Source organism: Mongoliitalea daihaiensis, from assembly GCF_021596945.1.
Taxonomy (GTDB): Bacteria; Bacteroidota; Bacteroidia; order Cytophagales; family Cyclobacteriaceae; genus Mongoliitalea; species Mongoliitalea daihaiensis.
The window spans coordinates 1,835,101-1,853,612 of the sequence record NZ_CP063779.1; the positions used below are offsets into that span (position 1 = coordinate 1,835,101).

Here is an 18,512-nt window from a genome sequence, read left to right on the forward strand (position 1 = left end):
GCCCGAACTTTGTGAGGGAGTAAAAAGTTTTATCCATTAGTATTTAAAAACCAGACATCATCCAATCACTAATTCCATGAAGAAAGCCACGGTTGAGCCTTCCTGTACAGGTCAGTTCTCACAACTTTTTTTGGATTACCTTGCTCAAAAACCTGAATTAAAGCCATTTTACAGTTTTTTTCCTAGCCTAGAAAACTTTTCATCGCTTATCCAGCAAAAAAACTTTTCCCAAGACAAGCGAGATGTCTTGGCAGATGTGCTTCATCGGCAGTATCAAGGAATAGCTACGAGTGAACTTACCCTCAGTCAAATAGAATCCTTGCGTTCCAAGAAAACTTTTACCGTAATCACTGGGCATCAATTGAATTTATTTACCGGGCCCCTTTACTTCATTTACAAAATTGTCACGACAATCAATCTAGCAGAGCAGCTCAAAAAAGCCTATCCAGAGTATCATTTTGTGCCTGTTTATTGGCTGGCATCGGAGGATCATGACTTTGATGAAATCAATTACTTTAAGTTGGATGGCAAAAAATACCAGTGGAATTCTGATCAAACTGGTTCTGTGGGAGATTTTCAATTGGATGAGACTTTTAAAAATTTCTTTAAAACCGTTTCTCACTTCGCTCCAGAATTTTTTAAAGATGCTTATTTAGGTTCCCAAACCCTTGCAGAGGCTGGAAGAAAATATGTCCATCATTTATTTGGGGAAAAAGGGCTTTTGATTGTAGATGGGAAAGAGGCTTCATTGCGCAGTTTTTTTCATAAGGTTATAGTGGATGATTTGACCAACCATACCGCCTACCAAAAATCGACTGAGCAAACCGCAAAACTGGAAACGTTAGGGTATAAATCGCAGATTTTCCCACGAGAGATCAATTTCTTCTACACTGACAAGGGACTCCGGGAAAGAATTGAGCAGGTAGAAGATTTCTACCATGTATTGAATACCGATCTTAAGTTTACGCAAGAAGAAATCCTTCGAGTAGTAGCAGAGTCCCCTGAAAAGTTTAGCCCCAATGTAGTCTTACGCCCGCTGTATCAAGAAATGATATTACCCAATCTAGCTTACATCGGAGGGCCCGCTGAAATGGTGTATTGGTTGCAGTTGAAGACAGTTTTTGATCATTTTGAAGAAGCTTTCCCTGCAGTGATGCCGAGAAATTTTGCAGCTGTGTTGGATGCGAAAATTATAAAGAAAAAAGAAAAATTGGGTTTATCTGAAGCTGATCTATTTCAGTCAGTGATTGATTGGAAAAAGCAATACATCCTAAATCATGCGCAGACAGATATTTTTTTAGAGAAAGAGCGAGCTGAGTTAAAAACAATTTTTGAGCAGGCGCGTGATACTGCGGTTACCTTGGATCAGACCTTGCATGCTTCTTTTGAAGCTGCGCGTGTGCGTGCTTTGAAAATCATGGATCAGATGTCTACCAAGCTGCGGAAGGCTGAAGAGCGGAAGCATGCACAGGAAATCCGAATGCGAGAAGACATAGCCGCTCATATGTATCCCGGAGGAACACCTCAAGAGCGGTTGGAGAATTTCCTGAAATTTTACTTAGGAGATGATACATTTATAGAACAATTGTTTGATACATTCGACCCTTTGGACTTTAAATTCATAGTGTTAAGCCAAGATGGAGACGAAGGCTGATATTAGAAATCATTTTAGGAAGAAACGCAGCGTTTTGACACCTGAAGAACTTGCGGATAGTTCTCAGAAAGTGTTTGCTTTATTTAAGCAGTTCCTAGAAAATCATCAAGAGCGAGTGCATGTGCATGTTTTTATTCCAATGAAAAGAAATCAGGAAATAGACAGTTATCTATTGATCGAATATCTCTGGTCGTTGGATTATAAGGTGTACACTTCTCAAATGAATTATGAGAAAGATCAAATGGACACAGTTCGTTTTTTGCCTGGATCTGAAGTTTTGTTGGACAAGAAAGGAATTCCCTTTCCGGCAGATCAGCAACCTATTCTCGCCCACAATCTTCAACTCGTGTTGGTGCCTTTATTGGCAATTGACAAGGCAGGCAACCGTTTGGGGTACGGGAAGGGGTACTACGATCAATTTTTTTCGCAAGTATCTTCCTCTGATGTATATAAATTGGGGATTTCCTTATTTCCCCCCATTGAGTCTATTCCTGTAGAGGAGCATGATATTCCGTTAGATGCCTGCATTTACCCTCAAGGCGTTAGTTATTTTACCAGTTAATCCATTTTGGCACGTTATTTATACGTATTTTTGTAGTTAAATCAGTTATTGTTAATAATCGTCGAGTTGGTATGTAGGGATGGCTCCTGTATAGTAAGCCTATCTTACTAAATCCCGATAGATATTTCTGGAATTTCCACTGCATTGCTACATCGTATTTATCTCAAATAATCAACATTAATCTATGAAAAAACTATTGATTTTATTCACGTTCGTCCTGTTTGTTGGATTGTCTCAAGAGACCTATGCACAGTATACTACAGGAATTGGATTAAGGGCTGGTGTATCCAACGGCTTAACGGTAAAGCATTTTATTTCGGAAGATGCGGCCTTGGAAGGTATTCTTCACACCCGATGGGGAGGTTTTGTAATCACAGGTTTATATGAGGTCCACAAAGATATATCAGATGTCAAAGGATTGATGTGGTTTTTTGGTGGGGGAGCTCACATTGGTACTTGGAATGCGGGAAGTAATAGGCCATGGGGCGATAATCGTGAAAGTGCTACAGTTGTAGGACTTTCTGGAATCATTGGTTTGGACTATAATTTCAGCGATGTGCCTATTGGATTATCTTTGGACTGGAAGCCTACGATCAATTTTAGTGGTCAGCGAAGCTGGGGTGATGAGGTGGCTCTCTCAATTAGATACGTGTTTTAATTCAAAGCATCTTTAGACACCTCTTTGGCAAGTTTGATCATTTAACTTGTACAGAGTAGGTATACAGATGTATATACATTTTCAGAAAGAGCTGTTTTTCAGCTCTTTTTGTTTTGCAATAGAATGTTCTGTTTTTAAAATTCCCCTATCAAGATCTGGATATTTTTTTAAATATGATAGATTGGGGCTTAATTTCATCATTTTGATGGTTTGATATACCTGAATTTTGTTTATTGGATTACTTTTTGGCATTTCTACTAATAAAATTTTGCTTTTTCGAAAAAATAGGTTTCGATTATAGATTTTTAGCAAACCACTCGATATAAAAAATGATAATTGTAAAAAATAATTCAAAATTTTTAAAAAAATGTAATTTTAGAATTGATTTGGTTGAAAAAACGCAATTTTTAAAACTTTGATTGTCGTTTAAGTAATTAAGTCCTTTGCACGACAAAAATTTTTAATTTTTTTTAAATCTCTTTAAACAGAATTTTATTTGTTTTTAATCAATAATCTAAAATGAAAAGAGCTATATCAACGGATCATCGTGGGCTTTCCAAATTTTCATTCACTAAAACCGTTTAAACAAAATTTTCACCAAATTTCACTTAAAAAGTGTTAAAATAAAACTATTTATAGATTCAATTTACTTTTATTAACACCTACGTTCTTTAAATTTAATTATAGGTTTTATAGCTTGGTTTAATCCTTTTAATGCTACAAAATTTGGCTGTTTTGATATTTGCTAGAAATAAATTTTATTTGAAGAATCAACTAAACTAAATACCTTATGAGAAAAGCTTTACTCTTTGTTGTTGCGCTTTTCACCATGACACTCAGTTTCGAGGTGTCTGCGCAACAGCGGGTAATTACCGGAAAGGTAATTTCCGATGAAGATGGAGAGGGCCTTCCGGGCGCTACCGTCCTCGTGAAAGGTACTACAGTAGGAACTACCACCGATTTGGATGGTAATTATTCTATCAACGTACCTGCCGGATCAAATGTTCTGATATTTTCTTTCGTAGGCCTTAAGGCTGTGGAAGAAGCAATTGGCAACAGATCTGTAGTAAATATCACCCTTACTTCTGATGCATCCCAACTATCCGAAGTGGTAGTAACAGCGATTGGTATCGAGAAGGAAAAACGTGCTTTGGGTTATGCAGTATCTTCTGTTGGAGAAGAGTTAATCCAAAACCGACCTGAGGCGGACGTTTCCCGTGTATTGCAAGGAAAAGTTGCAGGGGTAAACATCACGGCTACGAATGGTAACTCAGGAGCTGGTACCAACATTGTAATCAGAGGTTATTCTTCTGCTACAGGTTCTAATCAGCCTTTGTTCGTTGTAGATGGTGTTCCTTTTAACACCAATACGAATGCGCAAACAGGCTTTACTTCAGGTGGTGCCACTACGTCATCCCGTTTCTTGGATATTGATCCTAACAACATTGAAAATGTTTCAGTATTAAAAGGTCTATCTGCAACGGTATTGTATGGTGATCAGGGTAGAAATGGTGTAATTTTGATTACTACGAAGTCTGGTGCTAGTAAAAGAAAGGCAGCAGAAGTAACGGTTAATCAATCCTTGTTTTCCAATACTGCCGCATCACTTCCAGATTATGGTCAGATTTATGGTAATGGTTTTCAACAGCAACCAGGTTTATTCTTCTCTAACTTCGGTCCTAGAATGGATTTGGGCTTGCAGATCAATCACCCGATTGGAGGTTCCAACTTAGCATTTATTAGAAATGGATTCCCTGAATTTTTCAATGCAGATGGTACGCCAATTCGATATGATTATAGAGCTTACGAAGATCCAAGCACTGCTTTCTTTAGAACAGGTTTAGTTTCTAATACGTCGGTTCAGATTCAAGGAGCCTCTGAAAAAACAGGTTATTCTGCTTCTTTTGGTTATACAAATGACGAGGGTTTTCTTCCTGGTAACAAGTTGGAAAAATATAACTTTGGTTTAGGTATCAAATCTTCTGTAACTGATAAGTTAACAATTAACTCTTCTTTTACATTTGCTCGTACAGGGGTTGATTCTCCTCCAGTGAATGCAGCTTTTGGTTCTGGACCATCAGGTGGAGTACCTTCTGCGTATGCGCACGTATTGTATACACCACGTTCCATAGATTTGGCTGGGCTTCCATTTGAGCATCCAGTAGATAGATCATCTGTTTACTTCAGAGCTGATAATGGTATCCCTAATCCTAAGTGGGTTACTCAAAATTATGTTAATTCTTCAGTTGTAGATCGTTTCTTTAACTCTACTTCATTGAATTATGATTTTAACGATAATTTCTCTGTAACCTATCGTGTTGGTTTGGATACCTACACAGAACTTCAAGAGGCACGTTATAATAAAGGTGGAGGACCTGGTACTACTTTGATTGCAAGACAAGGGTACTACAGAACCATTAACATCACCAACACGCTTTGGAACCAAGATTTAGTATTAAATTGGAGAAAAACAATATCTGACAAAGTCAGCATGAGTGCTCTATTGGGAGCCAACTCTCGTTATGACAGGTATCAGCAGTATGGTATTTCTTCTACTGGTCAGTTAGCGTTTGGTTTGTTTAGACATACTAACTTCTTGGAAAGTGCTAACATTGATCCATTAGGTGCTGGTGCCATGGATTTCTTGGTTGAAGAAAGAAGAATGGGGGTATATGCGAACGTAACGTTTGATTATGACAACTATTTATTCTTAAACGTATCGGCAAGAAATGATTGGACTTCCACAGTAGAACCTGAAAATAGAAGAATTTTATATCCTGGTGCTTCTCTTTCCTTTATTCCTACAGATGCATTCAATTGGAACTCTTCTACGTTGAACAATTTGAAATTACGATTGGGTTACGGAACCTCAGCGGGTTTCCCAAGACCATATAGAACAAGAAATATCTTGAATCAAGGGTCTCGTTCATTTGAAAGAGATGGAACTATCTTCCAAACACAATCAGTAAACTCTTTCTTAGGTAATCCAAATTTGAAACCTGAATTGCACCAAGAATGGGAATTTGGTATTGAGGCTTCTATGTTTAATAACAAAGTGACTTTTGATATCTCTTTGTATGAGAAAAACACAAGAAACTTGATCACCGAATCACCAATTGATCCAGCTACTGGTTTTACAAGAACCGCGATCAACATTGGTAGAATTAGAAACAGAGGTATTGAATTCCAAGGTACTGCAACGCCAGTAAGCACTGCTTCCGGATTTAGCTGGGAGACCATTGTCAACTGGACGCTTTACAGAACAGTTACCATGGAATTAGGTGATGGATTGGATGAGGTTGTAGTTGCTGGGTTTACAGATTTAGGAAACTTTGCAATTCCAGGTCAGCCATTTAACATCATCAAAGGAACTGTATTTGCAAGAGATGAGCAGACTAATCAGCCAATTGTTGATGATGTCGGTACTTATTTGACTGCTCCTGAAATTGGAATCTTGGGTGATCCTAATCCAGCTTGGACAGGTTCTTGGATCAACACCTTCCGCTACAAAGGTTTCTTTGTCAACGCAATGTTGGAATACAGAAGAGGTGGTATCATCTTCTCTAATACAGTTACTGCAACATTGGCTCGTGGTGTAACCAAGGATCCGGTCGTAGATAGAGAGTTCTCTTTAATCCTTCCGGGTGTGAAGAGAGACGGTACGCCTAATGATATTCAGATCACTGCTTCCAACTACTTCTTTGATGGCTATCACGTTGGTGCGGATGAAGCAAACGTGTTTGACGGTTCTTCTGTACGTTTGAGAGAATTGTCTTTCGGATATGATCTTCCACGTTCGGTAGTTGCTAAGACTCCTTTCAAGAGGGCATCTTTGGCTATCAGTGGTACAAACCTATGGTTTAGAGCACTTAACTTCCCTCCAAACATGAATTATGATGTGGATGTATTGGGACTAGGTGTTGGTAATGGTCTTGGTTTCGATTTCGTAACTGGTCCTAGCTCCAGAAGATTCGGTGGTACATTAACGCTTGCATTCTAAACCACTAAAGACTTACGACAATGAAAAGAAAATTATATAGTTTGATAGTAGCATTCAGTTTAATTTTTGCTACGTCATGTGATTTGGATTTATTGGACAGCCCCAACGTAGTTACTGCGAGCACGGCTAATCCTACATTTATCCTGAATAATGTTCAGTTGAGTTATGCGGGTATGTTCAATACGCTCAGTACCTTTGGTATGCGTGTTACACGAATTACTTCTCAACCGAATGTCAATTATGCGAATGCATACTTTGCGCAAACATTCAACGGAACTTGGAATACGGCTTATGCATCTATCTTAAATGATATCAAGTTTATTGAGGAACTGAACGAATCCAATCCAACACCAAGACACGTTGCGATCGCGAAAGTAATCAAAGCAATGGTTTTGATGAACTTGGTCGATAATCTAGGTGATGTTCCACTATCTGAGGCTTTGGATGCTGCCAATTTCAATCCAAAAGTTGACGATGCAGCGTCCGTTTATCAAGCTGCTTTAGCAGAATTGCAGGCTGCTAGAACTCTATTTGCTGTTCCAACGGCTAACCTTCCTACTGACTTCTTCTACAATAATAATGTTGCAAGATGGCAGAAAGCTATTAATAGCTTGGAGTTACGCTATCATTTGAATAGGAAATTGGTGGATGCTGCTGGTGCAAGAACTGCTATTAATGCATTAATTGCTGAAGGTAATTTATTGGCACCTGGAGATGATTTTGTTTTCAGATATGGCACAAACTTGACTAACCCAGACTCACGATCTCCGAGGTACTCTCAGTATGGTCAAGGTGGTGGTGATTATCAGGGTACTTGGTACATGTTCCACTTGACTGAAGCAAAAGGTTTTGATGATCCTCGCGTGCGTTATTATTTGTATCGTCAAGTTATAGTGAATCCCACAGATCCAGATGCCTTAAGATGTTTGGGAGAAATTGCTCCTGGCCATTATTTGGCAGGTGGCTTCCCATTCTGTTTGCCAAATATGGTAGATGGTAGAGGCTATTGGGGAAGAGATCACCTAAATAATGAGGGTATTCCGCCAGATGGTTTTGCTAAAACAATGTTTGGATTATTCCCTGCAGGTGGTAGATTTGATAACGACTCTGCACTCCCTGTGAATTCTCCAACGATGGGCGCTGGTGGTGCTGGTGTTCAGCCAATTATGTTGGCTTCTTATGTAGACTTTATGTTGGCAGAGGCGGCAGAAACATTAGGTACTGAGGGTGATCCCAAAGCACTCATGTTAAGTGGTGTGAGAAAGCACATGAATTATGTAAGAGCATATGCTTTATCTACAGCTGAGGCTGGAGTTGTATCTGGTTGGTATCCGAATGCTCAATGGAATACATTAGTTGACAATTATGTAGCCTATGTATCCAACGAGTGGGATGATGCACCAGCTGGTAGAAGAATGAATTTGATTGCTAGGGAGTATTGGTTGTCTCTATTTGGTAACGGTGTGGAGTCCTATAACTTATACAGAAGAACAGGTCAGCCAGATGGTATGCAGCCTGCGCTTGCAGTTGATCCAGGATTATTCCCTCGTTCTTTCTTGTATCCAAATGACTTTGTGGTTACCAATAGATTTGCACAACAGAAGCCTGATTTAGGTCAGCGTGTGTTCTGGGATACAAATCCTGCAGGTAATGGATGGGTTAACTAATCACTCTTAAAGTTGATATTATGAAATTTATAAAAAATAGTTTTGGGTTATTAGTTGTCTTGCTGACAATGTTTACAGCATGTACTGACTTCGTAGAACCTAGGATTCCATATTCGGAATTTGATACAGGCCTTTATTTAAGGACCACCGCTCGGACAAGTACAAGTTTTAACTTCTTCGATTTAGCAAATTCTCGGTTTACCATCACGATAGAAGCTGTAGATGCTGAATTAGGGGCAACACTTGAAAATGTTGAAGTGACGGTTCGTAAGAGAAGACTGATTCCTGGCGTAGGTTTGGAATTTGTTCCAGCAGCAGGGGCTGGTGGTGCCGTTGTTGACGTACTAGTGACTACTTTAAGTCGTTCCGATTTTGCTGCGGTACCGGATAGTAGATTTCCTAGAGCTACGATCAATATTACGGCAAATGAAGCCATGTCGCGCTTAGGAATTACTGCGGCTCAAGTCGATGGAGGAGATATTTTCGAATTCAGATTGAGTGTTCGTGACAACAAAGGCAGAACCTTTAATGATGTAAACGCTTCTGCTGACGTGAAGGGTGGATTGTTCTATGCTTCTCCTTTCTTGTACAATGTGGGCGTAGTTTGTCCTTCTGATTTGGGGGGTACATATAGAGCCCGTTCAGTTGGTGCTACTGGTCCGCTTGGTTCATGCTCTGGTCCTGTAGAATTAGACATTACATTGACTCCTGTAGCCAATACCACTTCCTACACGGTATCTGATGGTACTTTTGGATATTGGTCTTGTATCGGGGATACGTGGGGTAATGGTAATGTGAGAATCACAGATGCTTGTGGACTGCTTTCCATGTCTGGATCCGATAAGTATGGTGATGGTTACTCTATGGAATTCGTTAGTTCAACAGCTACTGAATTGACCTTTATCTGGAGAAATACCTATGGTGAGTCTGGTACGGTTACATTGTTTGCCAATGAAGGTAGACCTTGGCCTGCAGGCTTGAGATAAGAGTAAACTAGTAAACTTTCTTCATAAGAAAAGCAGCGTCCTTTGGGCGCTGTTTTTTTGTTTTTGCTAAAAAAATATAGTTTAGACAGGAAATGATGGCTTTCGTAAAATATGCCTAGTTGAGTCAGCCTTTTTTTCTTTGGTTTTTCATTTATTGACGAATTTCACGGAAGCATTAGCTTTTATTTTAAAATTAAAATTGGCTTTGACTTGGTTTTAAAAGTATATTTGGGTAAACGAATGAGCAGTTTTTTATAATCTTTTTATTCTTATACCTTTGTAAGGCAAGTAAATACATATCATGGACAAATTCTCCTACATTTCCAATGCGCATGTGGCTTACATAGATGAGTTATATGCAGATTACAAGAATAATCCTGAAGCGATAGACCCAAGCTGGAAAACATTTTTTGATGGTTTTGATTTTGCCATCAGCAAGTTTGGAGAAGACGAAGAGGGAGGAGCAATCAAAATTTCTTCTAGTACCACATCCGCAGCACCTGCTGCCAATGGCGCCTTAGCAACTAAAGGCACCATCATGGATATGGAGCAATTACCTAAAGAAATTAAGGTTAGAGCATTGATACATGCCTACAGATCCAGAGCTCACTTACGTTCAAAAACTAACCCAGTTCGGGAAAGAAGAGACCGCAAGGCGCTTTTGGATTTAGAAGATTTTGGCTTGGGAAGTCAGGATTTGAATACGGAATTTCAAGCTGGAAAAGAAATTGGTATCGGTACAGCTAAGCTTTCAAAAATAGTAGAAGCGCTGAAAACCATCTATGAAGGCTCTGTTGGTTTTGAATACCTATATATCCGTGATCCCGAAATGTTGGATTGGCTGAAAACAAAAATTGAAAAAGAAGCCCTTTCCTTTAATCCTTCCGTAGATGAGAAGAAACGGATTCTATTTAAACTCAACCAGGCTGTAGTATTTGAAAACTTTTTACATACCAAATATCTGGGTCAAAAGCGTTTTTCATTGGAAGGTGGTGAAAGCACGATTCCATTCTTAGATGCAGTTATCAATACTGCTGCTGACCATGGGGTAGAAGAGGTAATGATTGGAATGGCTCACAGAGGCCGTCTGAACGTACTCGCTAATATCATGGGCAAGACCTATGAACAAATTTTCTCCGAGTTTGAAGGGACAGCCAAGCCGGATTTGACAATGGGAGATGGAGATGTGAAATATCACATGGGATATTCTTCTGATATTGTCACGTATGCCAATAAAAATGTTCACTTAAAATTGGCTCCAAACCCTTCTCACCTAGAAGCGGTCAATCCCGTAGTTGAAGGTTTTATCCGTGCTAAAATTGATTCACAGCACAAGGGAGATGCTCGTAAAGCATTGCCAATTTTGATTCACGGGGATGCTGCTGTTGCGGGTCAGGGTATCGTGTATGAAGTAACTCAAATGGCCGGCTTGAAAGGCTACAATACAGGAGGTACGATTCACTTTGTTATCAACAATCAGGTTGGTTTCACTACAGACTTTGACGATGCTCGTACATCTATTTATTGTACCGATGTAGCGAAAATGATTGATGCTCCAGTTATCCACGTTAATGGTGACAATGCGGAAGCGGTCGTTTTTGCAGCTCGTTTAGCTGGTGAATTCCGTCAGAAATTTGGTCGGGATATTTTTATAGATATGGTATGTTACAGACGTCATGGCCACAATGAATCGGATGAACCCAAGTTTACACAGCCTGAATTGTATAACATCATTTCCAAGCACCCCAATCCTCGAGAAATCTATATCAAGCGATTGACTGAGCGTGGTGACATCGATGCGAAAATTGCCTCAGATATGGATGCTGAATTCAGACAGTTGTTGCAAGATCGCCTAAATATGGTCAAAGAGAAGCCACTTCCTTATCAGCAGACCAAATTTGAATTGGAGTGGAAAACATTGAGAAGATCTAAACCTGAGGATTTTGAAAAATCTCCTGAGACAGCGATTTCCGAAGAGGCAATTGTACAGGTAGCAGAAGCGCTTACCTCCATACCCAAAGGATTTAAGCCTATCAAACAAATCGATGCACAATTAAAGCAGCGGAAGGATATGTTCTTCAATGCCAAGTCTTTGAACTGGGCAGCGGCTGAGTTGTTGGCATATGGATCTCTTTTATTGGAAGGTAAAACAGTGCGAATCACTGGTCAGGATGTTCAGAGAGGTACTTTCTCCCACCGACATGCGGTAGTCCATGACTCCAATACCAATAAGCCATACAACTTCTTAAAAGAATTGAAGGACAGCAAAGGGCAGTTTTACATCTATAACTCTTTGCTTTCTGAGTATGCAGTTCTTGGTTTTGAGTATGGCTATGCCATGGCAAACCCAAATTCACTGTCTATCTGGGAAGCACAATTCGGTGATTTTGCAAATGGCGCACAGACCATGATCGATCAATTCATTTCTTCTGGCGAATCCAAATGGCAAAAAATGAATGGTATCGTGATGTTATTGCCTCATGGATACGAAGGACAGGGTCCTGAACACTCCAATGCAAGACCGGAACGCTTCCTTCAATTGGCAGCGGAATACAACATGGTAGTAGCAAATATTACAGAACCTTCCAACTTCTTCCATATGTTAAGAAGACAGTTGACTTGGGAATTTAGAAAACCATGTGTGGTGATGTCACCAAAGTCTTTGTTGAGACATCCAAAGGTGATGTCTCCAATTGAGGAGTTTACTTCCGGAGGATTCAGAGAATTGCTTCCAGATTCCAAAGTGTCTGCAAAAGATGTAAAACGCGTTGTTCTTTGTTCTGGTAAAATTTACTATGATTTGGAAGAAGCGCGTGAAAAAGAGAAAATAAAAGATGTTGCCATTCTCCGATTGGAGCAGTTGCATCCACTACCAAAAACACAATTGATGGAGGCCTTGAAGGCTTACAAAGGCGCTGAATTGGTGTGGGTTCAAGAGGAGCCAGAAAATATGGGTTATTGGAATTATATCTTGCGTATGATGTACAAAGAACTGCCAATGGATGTGATTGCCAGAAAACCTTCTGCTTCTCCAGCTACTGGTTATAATAAAGTTCACGTACAAGAGCAGACAGCGATTATCAATAAAGCATTAAAAATTTCATAATCTTCCCCGCATCCCGTCCTTGGCTGGATGCAGGTTTAATTTAAGTTATATTTGTTAAATTAACCTTGGGCTTGACAAAAGCTTAGGGGTCAAAAAGAAAAAATAATGAGCCTAGAAATGAAAGTCCCTGCGGTTGGGGAATCCATTACAGAAGTAACCATTGGACAATGGTTTAAGCAAGATGGCGACCAAGTTGCCATGGATGAGGTCATCTGCGAACTGGAATCTGATAAAGCAACGTTTGAACTGACAGCAGAATCGGCTGGTGTTTTGAGGATCAAAGCACAAGAAGGGGATACCTTGGAAATCGGAGCCACTATCTGTGTGATTGAAGCAAGTGCTGCTGCATCCACAGCTGTTCCTGCTCCAGCTGCAAGTGCTCCTAGCCAATCCACGGGTGGAGGTGCTACTGGAGAAGTTAAAGAAATGATTGTACCTACGGTTGGTGAATCTATCACGGAAGTGACGCTAGCCTCTTGGTTGAAAGCGGATGGAGACTATGTGACATTAGATGAAATCATCGCAGAGGTAGATTCTGATAAAGCAACATTTGAATTGCCTGCCGAAGCTACAGGTATTTTGCGCCACGTAGCACAAGAAGGTGATACCTTAGAAATTGGTGGCTTAATCTGCAAGATTGAAGTAGTAGAAGGTGGTGCTCCTGCGGTGGATGCGCCTGTTTCATCTGCTGCTCCTGCAGCATCTGCTCCAGCTGGTCAAGAAACCTATGCGACAGGTCACGCTTCTCCTGCGGCAGCTAAAATCATTGCTGAGAAAGGATTGAATCCAGCTGATATCACTGGTACAGGTAAAGATGGTCGAATTACCAAAGAGGATGCGATGGCTGCCGAAGTGAAACCGAAAGCTGCACCTGCATCTGCTCCAAGTCCTGCACCTGCCAAAGCAGCAGCTTCAGCTCCGCCTGCTCCAGCTGCAAGTGGGGATAGAAACTCTCGTAGGGAGAAAATGACGTCCTTGAGAAAAACTGTTTCCAGAAGATTGGTTGCTGTGAAAAACGAAACAGCCATGTTGACAACTTTCAACGAAGTCAATATGGCCCCAATCATGGAAATTCGTAAGAAATACAAAGATCAGTTTAAGGAGAAGCATGGTGTAAACCTTGGTTTTATGTCCTTCTTTACTAAAGCAGTTTGTGTGGCGCTACAAGAGTGGCCGGCAGTAAACGCTATGATCGATGGAAATGAGATTATTTACAATGACTTTTGTGATGTTTCTATAGCAGTATCTGCGCCCAAGGGCTTGGTGGTACCTGTGATTAGAAATGCTGAGCAAATGAGCTTTGAGCAAATCGAGAAAGAAGTGGTACGTCTAGCTACCAAAGCAAGAGATAATAAGTTGTCCATTGAAGAGATGACAGGAGGTACCTTTACCATCACCAATGGGGGTGTTTTCGGTTCCATGATGTCTACTCCGATTATCAACGCTCCTCAATCTGCAATTCTTGGAATGCATAATATCGTGGAAAGACCCGTGGTAGAAAATGGACAGATCGTCATTAGACCGATGATGTATGTGGCCCTTTCCTACGATCACCGCATCATCGACGGTAGAGAATCCGTAAGTTTCTTGGTACGCGTTAAGCAACTCCTTGAAGATCCGACGAGATTGTTGTTTGGAGTCTGATTAGAGACGAGAGACGAGAAGCGAGAAGCGAGAGACGAGAAGCGAGAGTTTAGAAACAAGAATCAAGAAACAAGACTAGTTTCTGGTTTGAGAAAATATTCCTCGTTTTGAAAGTAATTAGGTGGATGAGAGGAGAGACGTTTATTTTTCAGTATCTCTTCTCATCTTATCATTAGAACAGATCACTTATAATTAACCACACACGAGTCTAGGCTCTTGTGTCTTACGTCTAACATCTAAAAAAATGTACGATTTAATAGTCATTGGCTCGGGGCCAGGAGGATATGTGGCTGCCATCAGAGGTGCGCAGTTGGGTATGAAAACGGCCATTATTGAAAAATATAATACCTTAGGTGGCACATGCTTGAATGTAGGCTGTATCCCGTCTAAAGCTTTGTTGGATTCATCCGAGCACTACCACAATGCTGCTCATACTTTCAAAACACACGGCATCAACTTGAGCAATCTGGAAGTTGACTTAGGTCAAATGATTGCCCGCAAAGATGATGTGGTGAAGCAAAATGTGGATGGAATCCAGTTTTTGATGAAGAAAAACAAAATCGATGTGCACCATGGCTTGGGTTCTTTTGTGGACAAAAACACTGTTAAAGTGACCAAAGAGGATGGAAGTGCTACAGAGATTCAAGGAAAAAATATCATCATCGCTACCGGTTCTAAACCTTCTTCCCTACCATTTATCAACCTAGATAAAAAGCGAATCATCACTTCAACTGAAGCCTTGAAAATGAAGGAAATCCCTAAGCACCTGATTGTCATTGGTGGTGGGGTGATTGGGATGGAGTTGGGTTCTGTGTATGGTAGAATGGGGGCAAAGGTTTCTGTTGTGGAGTACATGGATGCGCTAATTCCTTCTATGGATAGAACCATGGGTAAGGAATTACAGAAGTCTTTGAAGAAAATTGGTTTTGATTTCTATTTGAAGCACAAAGTTACTGGTGTAGAAAATACGGGGGAAGAGGTAGTGGTGAAGGCTGAGAATTCCAAAGGTGAGATTGTTGAAATCAAAGGAGATTATGTATTGGTATCCATTGGTAGAAGACCTTATACGGATGGGTTGAACGCTGAAGCAGCGGGTGTGAAGTTGACTGATAGAGGACAGGTGGAAGTGGATGATCACTTGAGAACAAATGTTCCTACTATTTACGCTATTGGTGATGTGGTGAAAGGCGCTATGCTCGCACATAAAGCCGAGGAAGAAGGTGTTTTTGTTGCAGAGCAGATTGCGGGACAGAAGCCACATATCAACTATTTATTGATTCCTGGTGTGGTGTACACCTGGCCTGAGGTTGCTTCTGTTGGTTATACAGAGGAGCAATTGAAAGAGAAAGGCATCAAGTACAAAGCTGGTAAATTCCCGTTCATGGCTTCCGGAAGAGCAAGAGCTTCTATGGATACAGATGGCTTGGTGAAGGTTTTGGCAGATGCGACTACGGACGAAATCTTAGGCGTGCACATGATTGGTCCACGTACGGCAGATATGATTGCCGAGGCAGTTGTTGCTATGGAGTTTAGGGCATCAGCTGAGGATATTGCCAGAATGTCCCATGCGCATCCGACCTATACAGAGGCGTTTAAGGAAGCATGTCTGGCTGCGACGGATAATCGGGCCTTGCATATATAATGTTTTTACATAGTTGCACTAAACTAAAACCTGCCAATTGTTACTTTGGCAGGTTTTTTTGTTTCGAGTAAAAATTTTGTTCTTTTCATTTAAGTTGATTGAATTAGAAAGCGTAGTTTATCCCGACTGATGGAATCCATGGTTCCCTGAAATTTTTAAAGAAAAAGTCTATTGTAAAAATAAAGCTTGAATTGAGATGATAATCAAATGAAAGTCGGTTGTTGTATGATGCCAAAATAGAGTCTTCTCTTGAATTATTGATTTTACGTCCATATTTAATGGTTGTTCTCCAATCATAGTTAAAATTCATTGAATATCCCGCATTGATAAACGATTCTCTTAGATAATCAAAGCCGCCTTCAGAGTCAGGTTGAAAAAAGTTATAAGTTTTAAAAGATAATTCCCATGTTGACTTAAAACCTGTCCATTTTCGCCGTTTTCCATTTTCAAATACTAACATCCAATCAGATGTTATTGGGAGTTGATTACCTAGAATACTTGCTCCAACACTGAAGTCTAGATTTATAAAACGTGATTTGCTATCCAAGTTGCTATAAGTGATAAGCTCTTTTCTTCCATCAGAAAGTAAATGTAATTCCTTGTTTAACCTTCTTTGGTTGTATTGACTCATCCAATCCTTATCTTCCCAGATTTCTTTAACCATATCAGAAATCCCAGCCTCCTTCAAAACAAGTAGCTCATCTATTTCGCCGAGATAGATAACTACATCCATCATACCCTCCGCATATGAAAATCGAACTTTTTGGGTTTTTGTGGGGAAAATTTCTTCTCCCATTTTTCTAAATCTAATCTCTTCCAATGGGCTGAAGCTAATTTGGTTGGAATTCGGACTGTACCGAATACTGTAAGACTCTGTAGCAGTAGGTAATTTTAAACTAGCTAACAATTGAAGAAATTTTTCTATGTCATTTTCAAAGCTTGGAAATCCTCTTTTAGAGCTGATGTCTGCCCAGAAAAAACTGATTTTCTTTTCCTCTTGAATGTAAACATGTAAAGTGTCATTAACCTTCCGTAAAATAAAGTTTTCCTTGTCATAGGATGTATTGAACAACTTGTATTCATCTTTTTCTACCAGGTTTTGGCTTTGGGCTTCTGAGGAGAAAATGAATAAGGCGAGAATAATAAATAGGCTAATTTTTCTCATGGGTTTTTGTGGTTAATGTTGTGAAAAAAGATTCATTTCTAGTACGTTGATTTGTGGTTACGTAGGGTTTGGTAGTCCAGATGTCCTGTATTCGAAATGGTTCACTGATTTCAATTTCTTTGACTGGCAGGTCTTTTTGCTGTGCTTGAAGATTGGCTTGTAAGCGTCTTGCTGCGGGGCTTAATGATTCTAATGCTACCTCTTCGATTGATAGATTGCTTGTTTTGGCGCTTGCTGTTTCTGCGACCAACTGATGCTCTTGTAATTCTTGACTCACAGTATCTTTTTTTGCAGCTGTAGTTAGGGATGGATTTTCAATAGACTTTTGTTTTTCTTCTGGCGAATCATCCTTAGTCAACACTTTTGGGGCTGTATTTTGAATGATGATTGGTGATTTCACTATTTCGGTAAGCTGATTTTCTTGCTTAGGTTCCTCGAAGCTTAGTTTTTCCGATTGCGTAGAATTTATTATCGCCTCAGGTAGGTTTTTTGCTGCTATGACAGTATCCAGTGAACTCGGGGAATTATCTTGTGTCAACCACCAACCTACGAGTAATACTGTTACACTCGCAGCAGCTACCCAAATCCAGGCCTTTGGCTTTTTCTTTTGAGGAAGTTGAACTGAGTTCCAAATGGCTTCCCCATTGAAAACAACACCCTTAGGCAGCTGAGCTTCATGATCAATTTTTTTTCTATTAGGATGCATTGTACCAGCCGTTTTTGATGATTAAATTTTTTAAATAGGCTTTTGCCTTACTCAATTGTGATTTGGAAGTCCCAACACTAATGTTAAGTTTTTCCGAAATTTCAGAATGGTTGTACCCTTCGATTTCGTAAAGGTTAAATACTGTTCTATACCCTTCAGGCAATTGTAAGATTAATTGGTATAGTTCCTGATTGGTCAGTTGGTTAATGGCGTTATCTTCTAGGGCCGTAATAGTTGAATCAGGCTCGACCATCATGGGTGCTTTCTGCTTTTTGCGTAGAAACATCAGGCATTCATTGACCACAACCTGACGCATCCAAGCCTCTAAACTTCCTTCACCTTGGTACTTGAAACTTGCTAGCTTTTCAAATATTTTGCTAAATGCAGCACTTAGGACGTCCTCAGCGTCTGCCTGATGAGGAATATACCTTAGGCAGAGCATAAATAAAGCTTTGCTTTGAGCATGAAAGATGTCTTTCATGGCTCGCTGATCTCCTTTTTGGGCCTTAGCTATGGTTTGTTGGTGAATCAATTTTTGGTGGCTTATATAATCGGTAAAATGCATACAGCATCCCAATGGTTGCTTTCAAGTGTAAAAAATGTCAAAATTTTTTCTGCCTGCGTTAAGAAATCCATAATGACATATCGGAAATCTGATATTTGATTTTGTGAACGGACTTTATTTGGGGTAAAAAATAAAAATAATGTAAAAAAAATGAAAA

The 18,512-nt window shown here is 40.0% G+C and carries 12 protein-coding genes; 9 read left to right on the forward strand and 3 right to left on the reverse strand.

Going from position 1 to position 18,512, the window contains the following annotated elements; genetic code table 11:
• The first annotated feature begins 76 nt into the window (after nucleotides 1–76).
• The 9 genes from bshC (at nucleotide 77) to lpdA (ending at nucleotide 15,919) form a co-directional block, all read left to right on the forward strand.
• Nucleotides 77–1,654 (forward strand): bacillithiol biosynthesis cysteine-adding enzyme BshC, encoded by a 1,578-nt coding sequence (bshC, locus tag IPZ59_RS07810; protein WP_236139309.1) that lies wholly within the window; start codon nucleotides 77–79, stop codon nucleotides 1,652–1,654.
• Nucleotides 1,638–2,216: a 5-formyltetrahydrofolate cyclo-ligase gene (locus IPZ59_RS07815; RefSeq protein WP_236139310.1), complete on the forward strand. Its 579-nt coding sequence runs from the start codon at nucleotides 1,638–1,640 to the stop codon at nucleotides 2,214–2,216. Before bshC ends, IPZ59_RS07815 begins: the two co-directional genes overlap by 17 nt.
• 184 nt (nucleotides 2,217–2,400) lie before the next feature.
• Nucleotides 2,401–2,874, forward strand: a complete 474-nt coding sequence (locus IPZ59_RS07820; protein WP_236139311.1) for a hypothetical protein — start codon at nucleotides 2,401–2,403, stop codon at nucleotides 2,872–2,874.
• A 790-nt stretch (nucleotides 2,875–3,664) separates the two neighbouring features.
• A complete protein-coding gene (locus tag IPZ59_RS07825; RefSeq protein ID WP_236139312.1) occupies nucleotides 3,665–6,874 on the forward strand; it encodes a SusC/RagA family TonB-linked outer membrane protein in 3,210 nt (1,069 codons plus the stop codon).
• A gap of 20 nt (nucleotides 6,875–6,894) precedes the next feature.
• A complete protein-coding gene (locus IPZ59_RS07830; RefSeq protein WP_236139313.1) occupies nucleotides 6,895–8,541 on the forward strand; it encodes a SusD/RagB family nutrient-binding outer membrane lipoprotein in 1,647 nt (548 codons plus the stop codon).
• A 20-nt stretch (nucleotides 8,542–8,561) separates the two neighbouring features.
• Complete coding sequence (locus tag IPZ59_RS07835) at nucleotides 8,562–9,527, forward strand: hypothetical protein (protein WP_236139314.1); 966 nt, start codon at nucleotides 8,562–8,564, stop codon at nucleotides 9,525–9,527.
• 301 nt (nucleotides 9,528–9,828) lie between these two features.
• Nucleotides 9,829–12,633, forward strand: coding sequence for a 2-oxoglutarate dehydrogenase E1 component (locus IPZ59_RS07840; RefSeq protein ID WP_236139315.1), 2,805 nt, complete (start codon nucleotides 9,829–9,831; stop codon nucleotides 12,631–12,633).
• 105 nt (nucleotides 12,634–12,738) lie between these two features.
• Nucleotides 12,739–14,277 carry a 2-oxoglutarate dehydrogenase complex dihydrolipoyllysine-residue succinyltransferase gene (gene odhB / locus IPZ59_RS07845; RefSeq protein WP_236139316.1) on the forward strand — a complete coding sequence of 513 codons (1,539 nt, stop codon included), beginning with the start codon at nucleotides 12,739–12,741 and terminating at the stop codon, nucleotides 14,275–14,277.
• 244 nt (nucleotides 14,278–14,521) lie between these two features.
• Complete coding sequence (lpdA, locus tag IPZ59_RS07850; RefSeq protein WP_236139317.1) at nucleotides 14,522–15,919, forward strand: dihydrolipoyl dehydrogenase; 1,398 nt, start codon at nucleotides 14,522–14,524, stop codon at nucleotides 15,917–15,919.
• Between the two features lie 103 nt (nucleotides 15,920–16,022).
• Here the strand turns inward: lpdA and IPZ59_RS07855 are convergent, their stop codons facing one another.
• From IPZ59_RS07855 to IPZ59_RS07865, 3 genes are read right to left on the reverse strand one after another with little or no spacing between them, the layout of a single operon-like run.
• Nucleotides 16,023–17,084, reverse strand: coding sequence for a hypothetical protein (locus tag IPZ59_RS07855; RefSeq protein ID WP_236139318.1), 1,062 nt, complete (start codon nucleotides 17,082–17,084; stop codon nucleotides 16,023–16,025).
• Complete coding sequence (locus IPZ59_RS07860) at nucleotides 17,071–17,790, reverse strand: hypothetical protein (RefSeq protein ID WP_236139319.1); 720 nt, start codon at nucleotides 17,788–17,790, stop codon at nucleotides 17,071–17,073. The genes IPZ59_RS07855 and IPZ59_RS07860 overlap by 14 nt, the downstream gene beginning before the upstream one ends.
• The gene (locus tag IPZ59_RS07865; RefSeq protein ID WP_236139320.1) at nucleotides 17,780–18,355 is read right to left on the reverse strand and encodes an RNA polymerase sigma factor; all 576 of its coding nucleotides are present in this window, start codon (nucleotides 18,353–18,355) and stop codon (nucleotides 17,780–17,782) included. Before IPZ59_RS07865 ends, IPZ59_RS07860 begins: the two co-directional genes overlap by 11 nt.
• Nucleotides 18,356–18,512 lie beyond the last annotated feature (157 nt).

Coding starts and splice junctions, on each gene's coding strand:
- bshC (WP_236139309.1), top strand. CDS start 77: ATGAAGAAAGCCACGGTTGAGCCTTCCTGTACAGGTCAGTTCTCACAA.
- IPZ59_RS07815 (WP_236139310.1), top strand. CDS start 1,638: ATGGAGACGAAGGCTGATATTAGAAATCATTTTAGGAAGAAACGCAGC.
- IPZ59_RS07820 (WP_236139311.1), top strand. CDS start 2,401: ATGAAAAAACTATTGATTTTATTCACGTTCGTCCTGTTTGTTGGATTG.
- IPZ59_RS07825 (WP_236139312.1), top strand. CDS start 3,665: ATGAGAAAAGCTTTACTCTTTGTTGTTGCGCTTTTCACCATGACACTC.
- IPZ59_RS07830 (WP_236139313.1), top strand. CDS start 6,895: ATGAAAAGAAAATTATATAGTTTGATAGTAGCATTCAGTTTAATTTTT.
- IPZ59_RS07835 (WP_236139314.1), top strand. CDS start 8,562: ATGAAATTTATAAAAAATAGTTTTGGGTTATTAGTTGTCTTGCTGACA.
- IPZ59_RS07840 (WP_236139315.1), top strand. CDS start 9,829: ATGGACAAATTCTCCTACATTTCCAATGCGCATGTGGCTTACATAGAT.
- odhB (WP_236139316.1), top strand. CDS start 12,739: ATGAGCCTAGAAATGAAAGTCCCTGCGGTTGGGGAATCCATTACAGAA.
- lpdA (WP_236139317.1), top strand. CDS start 14,522: ATGTACGATTTAATAGTCATTGGCTCGGGGCCAGGAGGATATGTGGCT.
- IPZ59_RS07855 (WP_236139318.1), bottom strand. CDS start 17,084: ATGAGAAAAATTAGCCTATTTATTATTCTCGCCTTATTCATTTTCTCC.
- IPZ59_RS07860 (WP_236139319.1), bottom strand. CDS start 17,790: ATGCATCCTAATAGAAAAAAAATTGATCATGAAGCTCAGCTGCCTAAG.
- IPZ59_RS07865 (WP_236139320.1), bottom strand. CDS start 18,355: ATGCATTTTACCGATTATATAAGCCACCAAAAATTGATTCACCAACAA.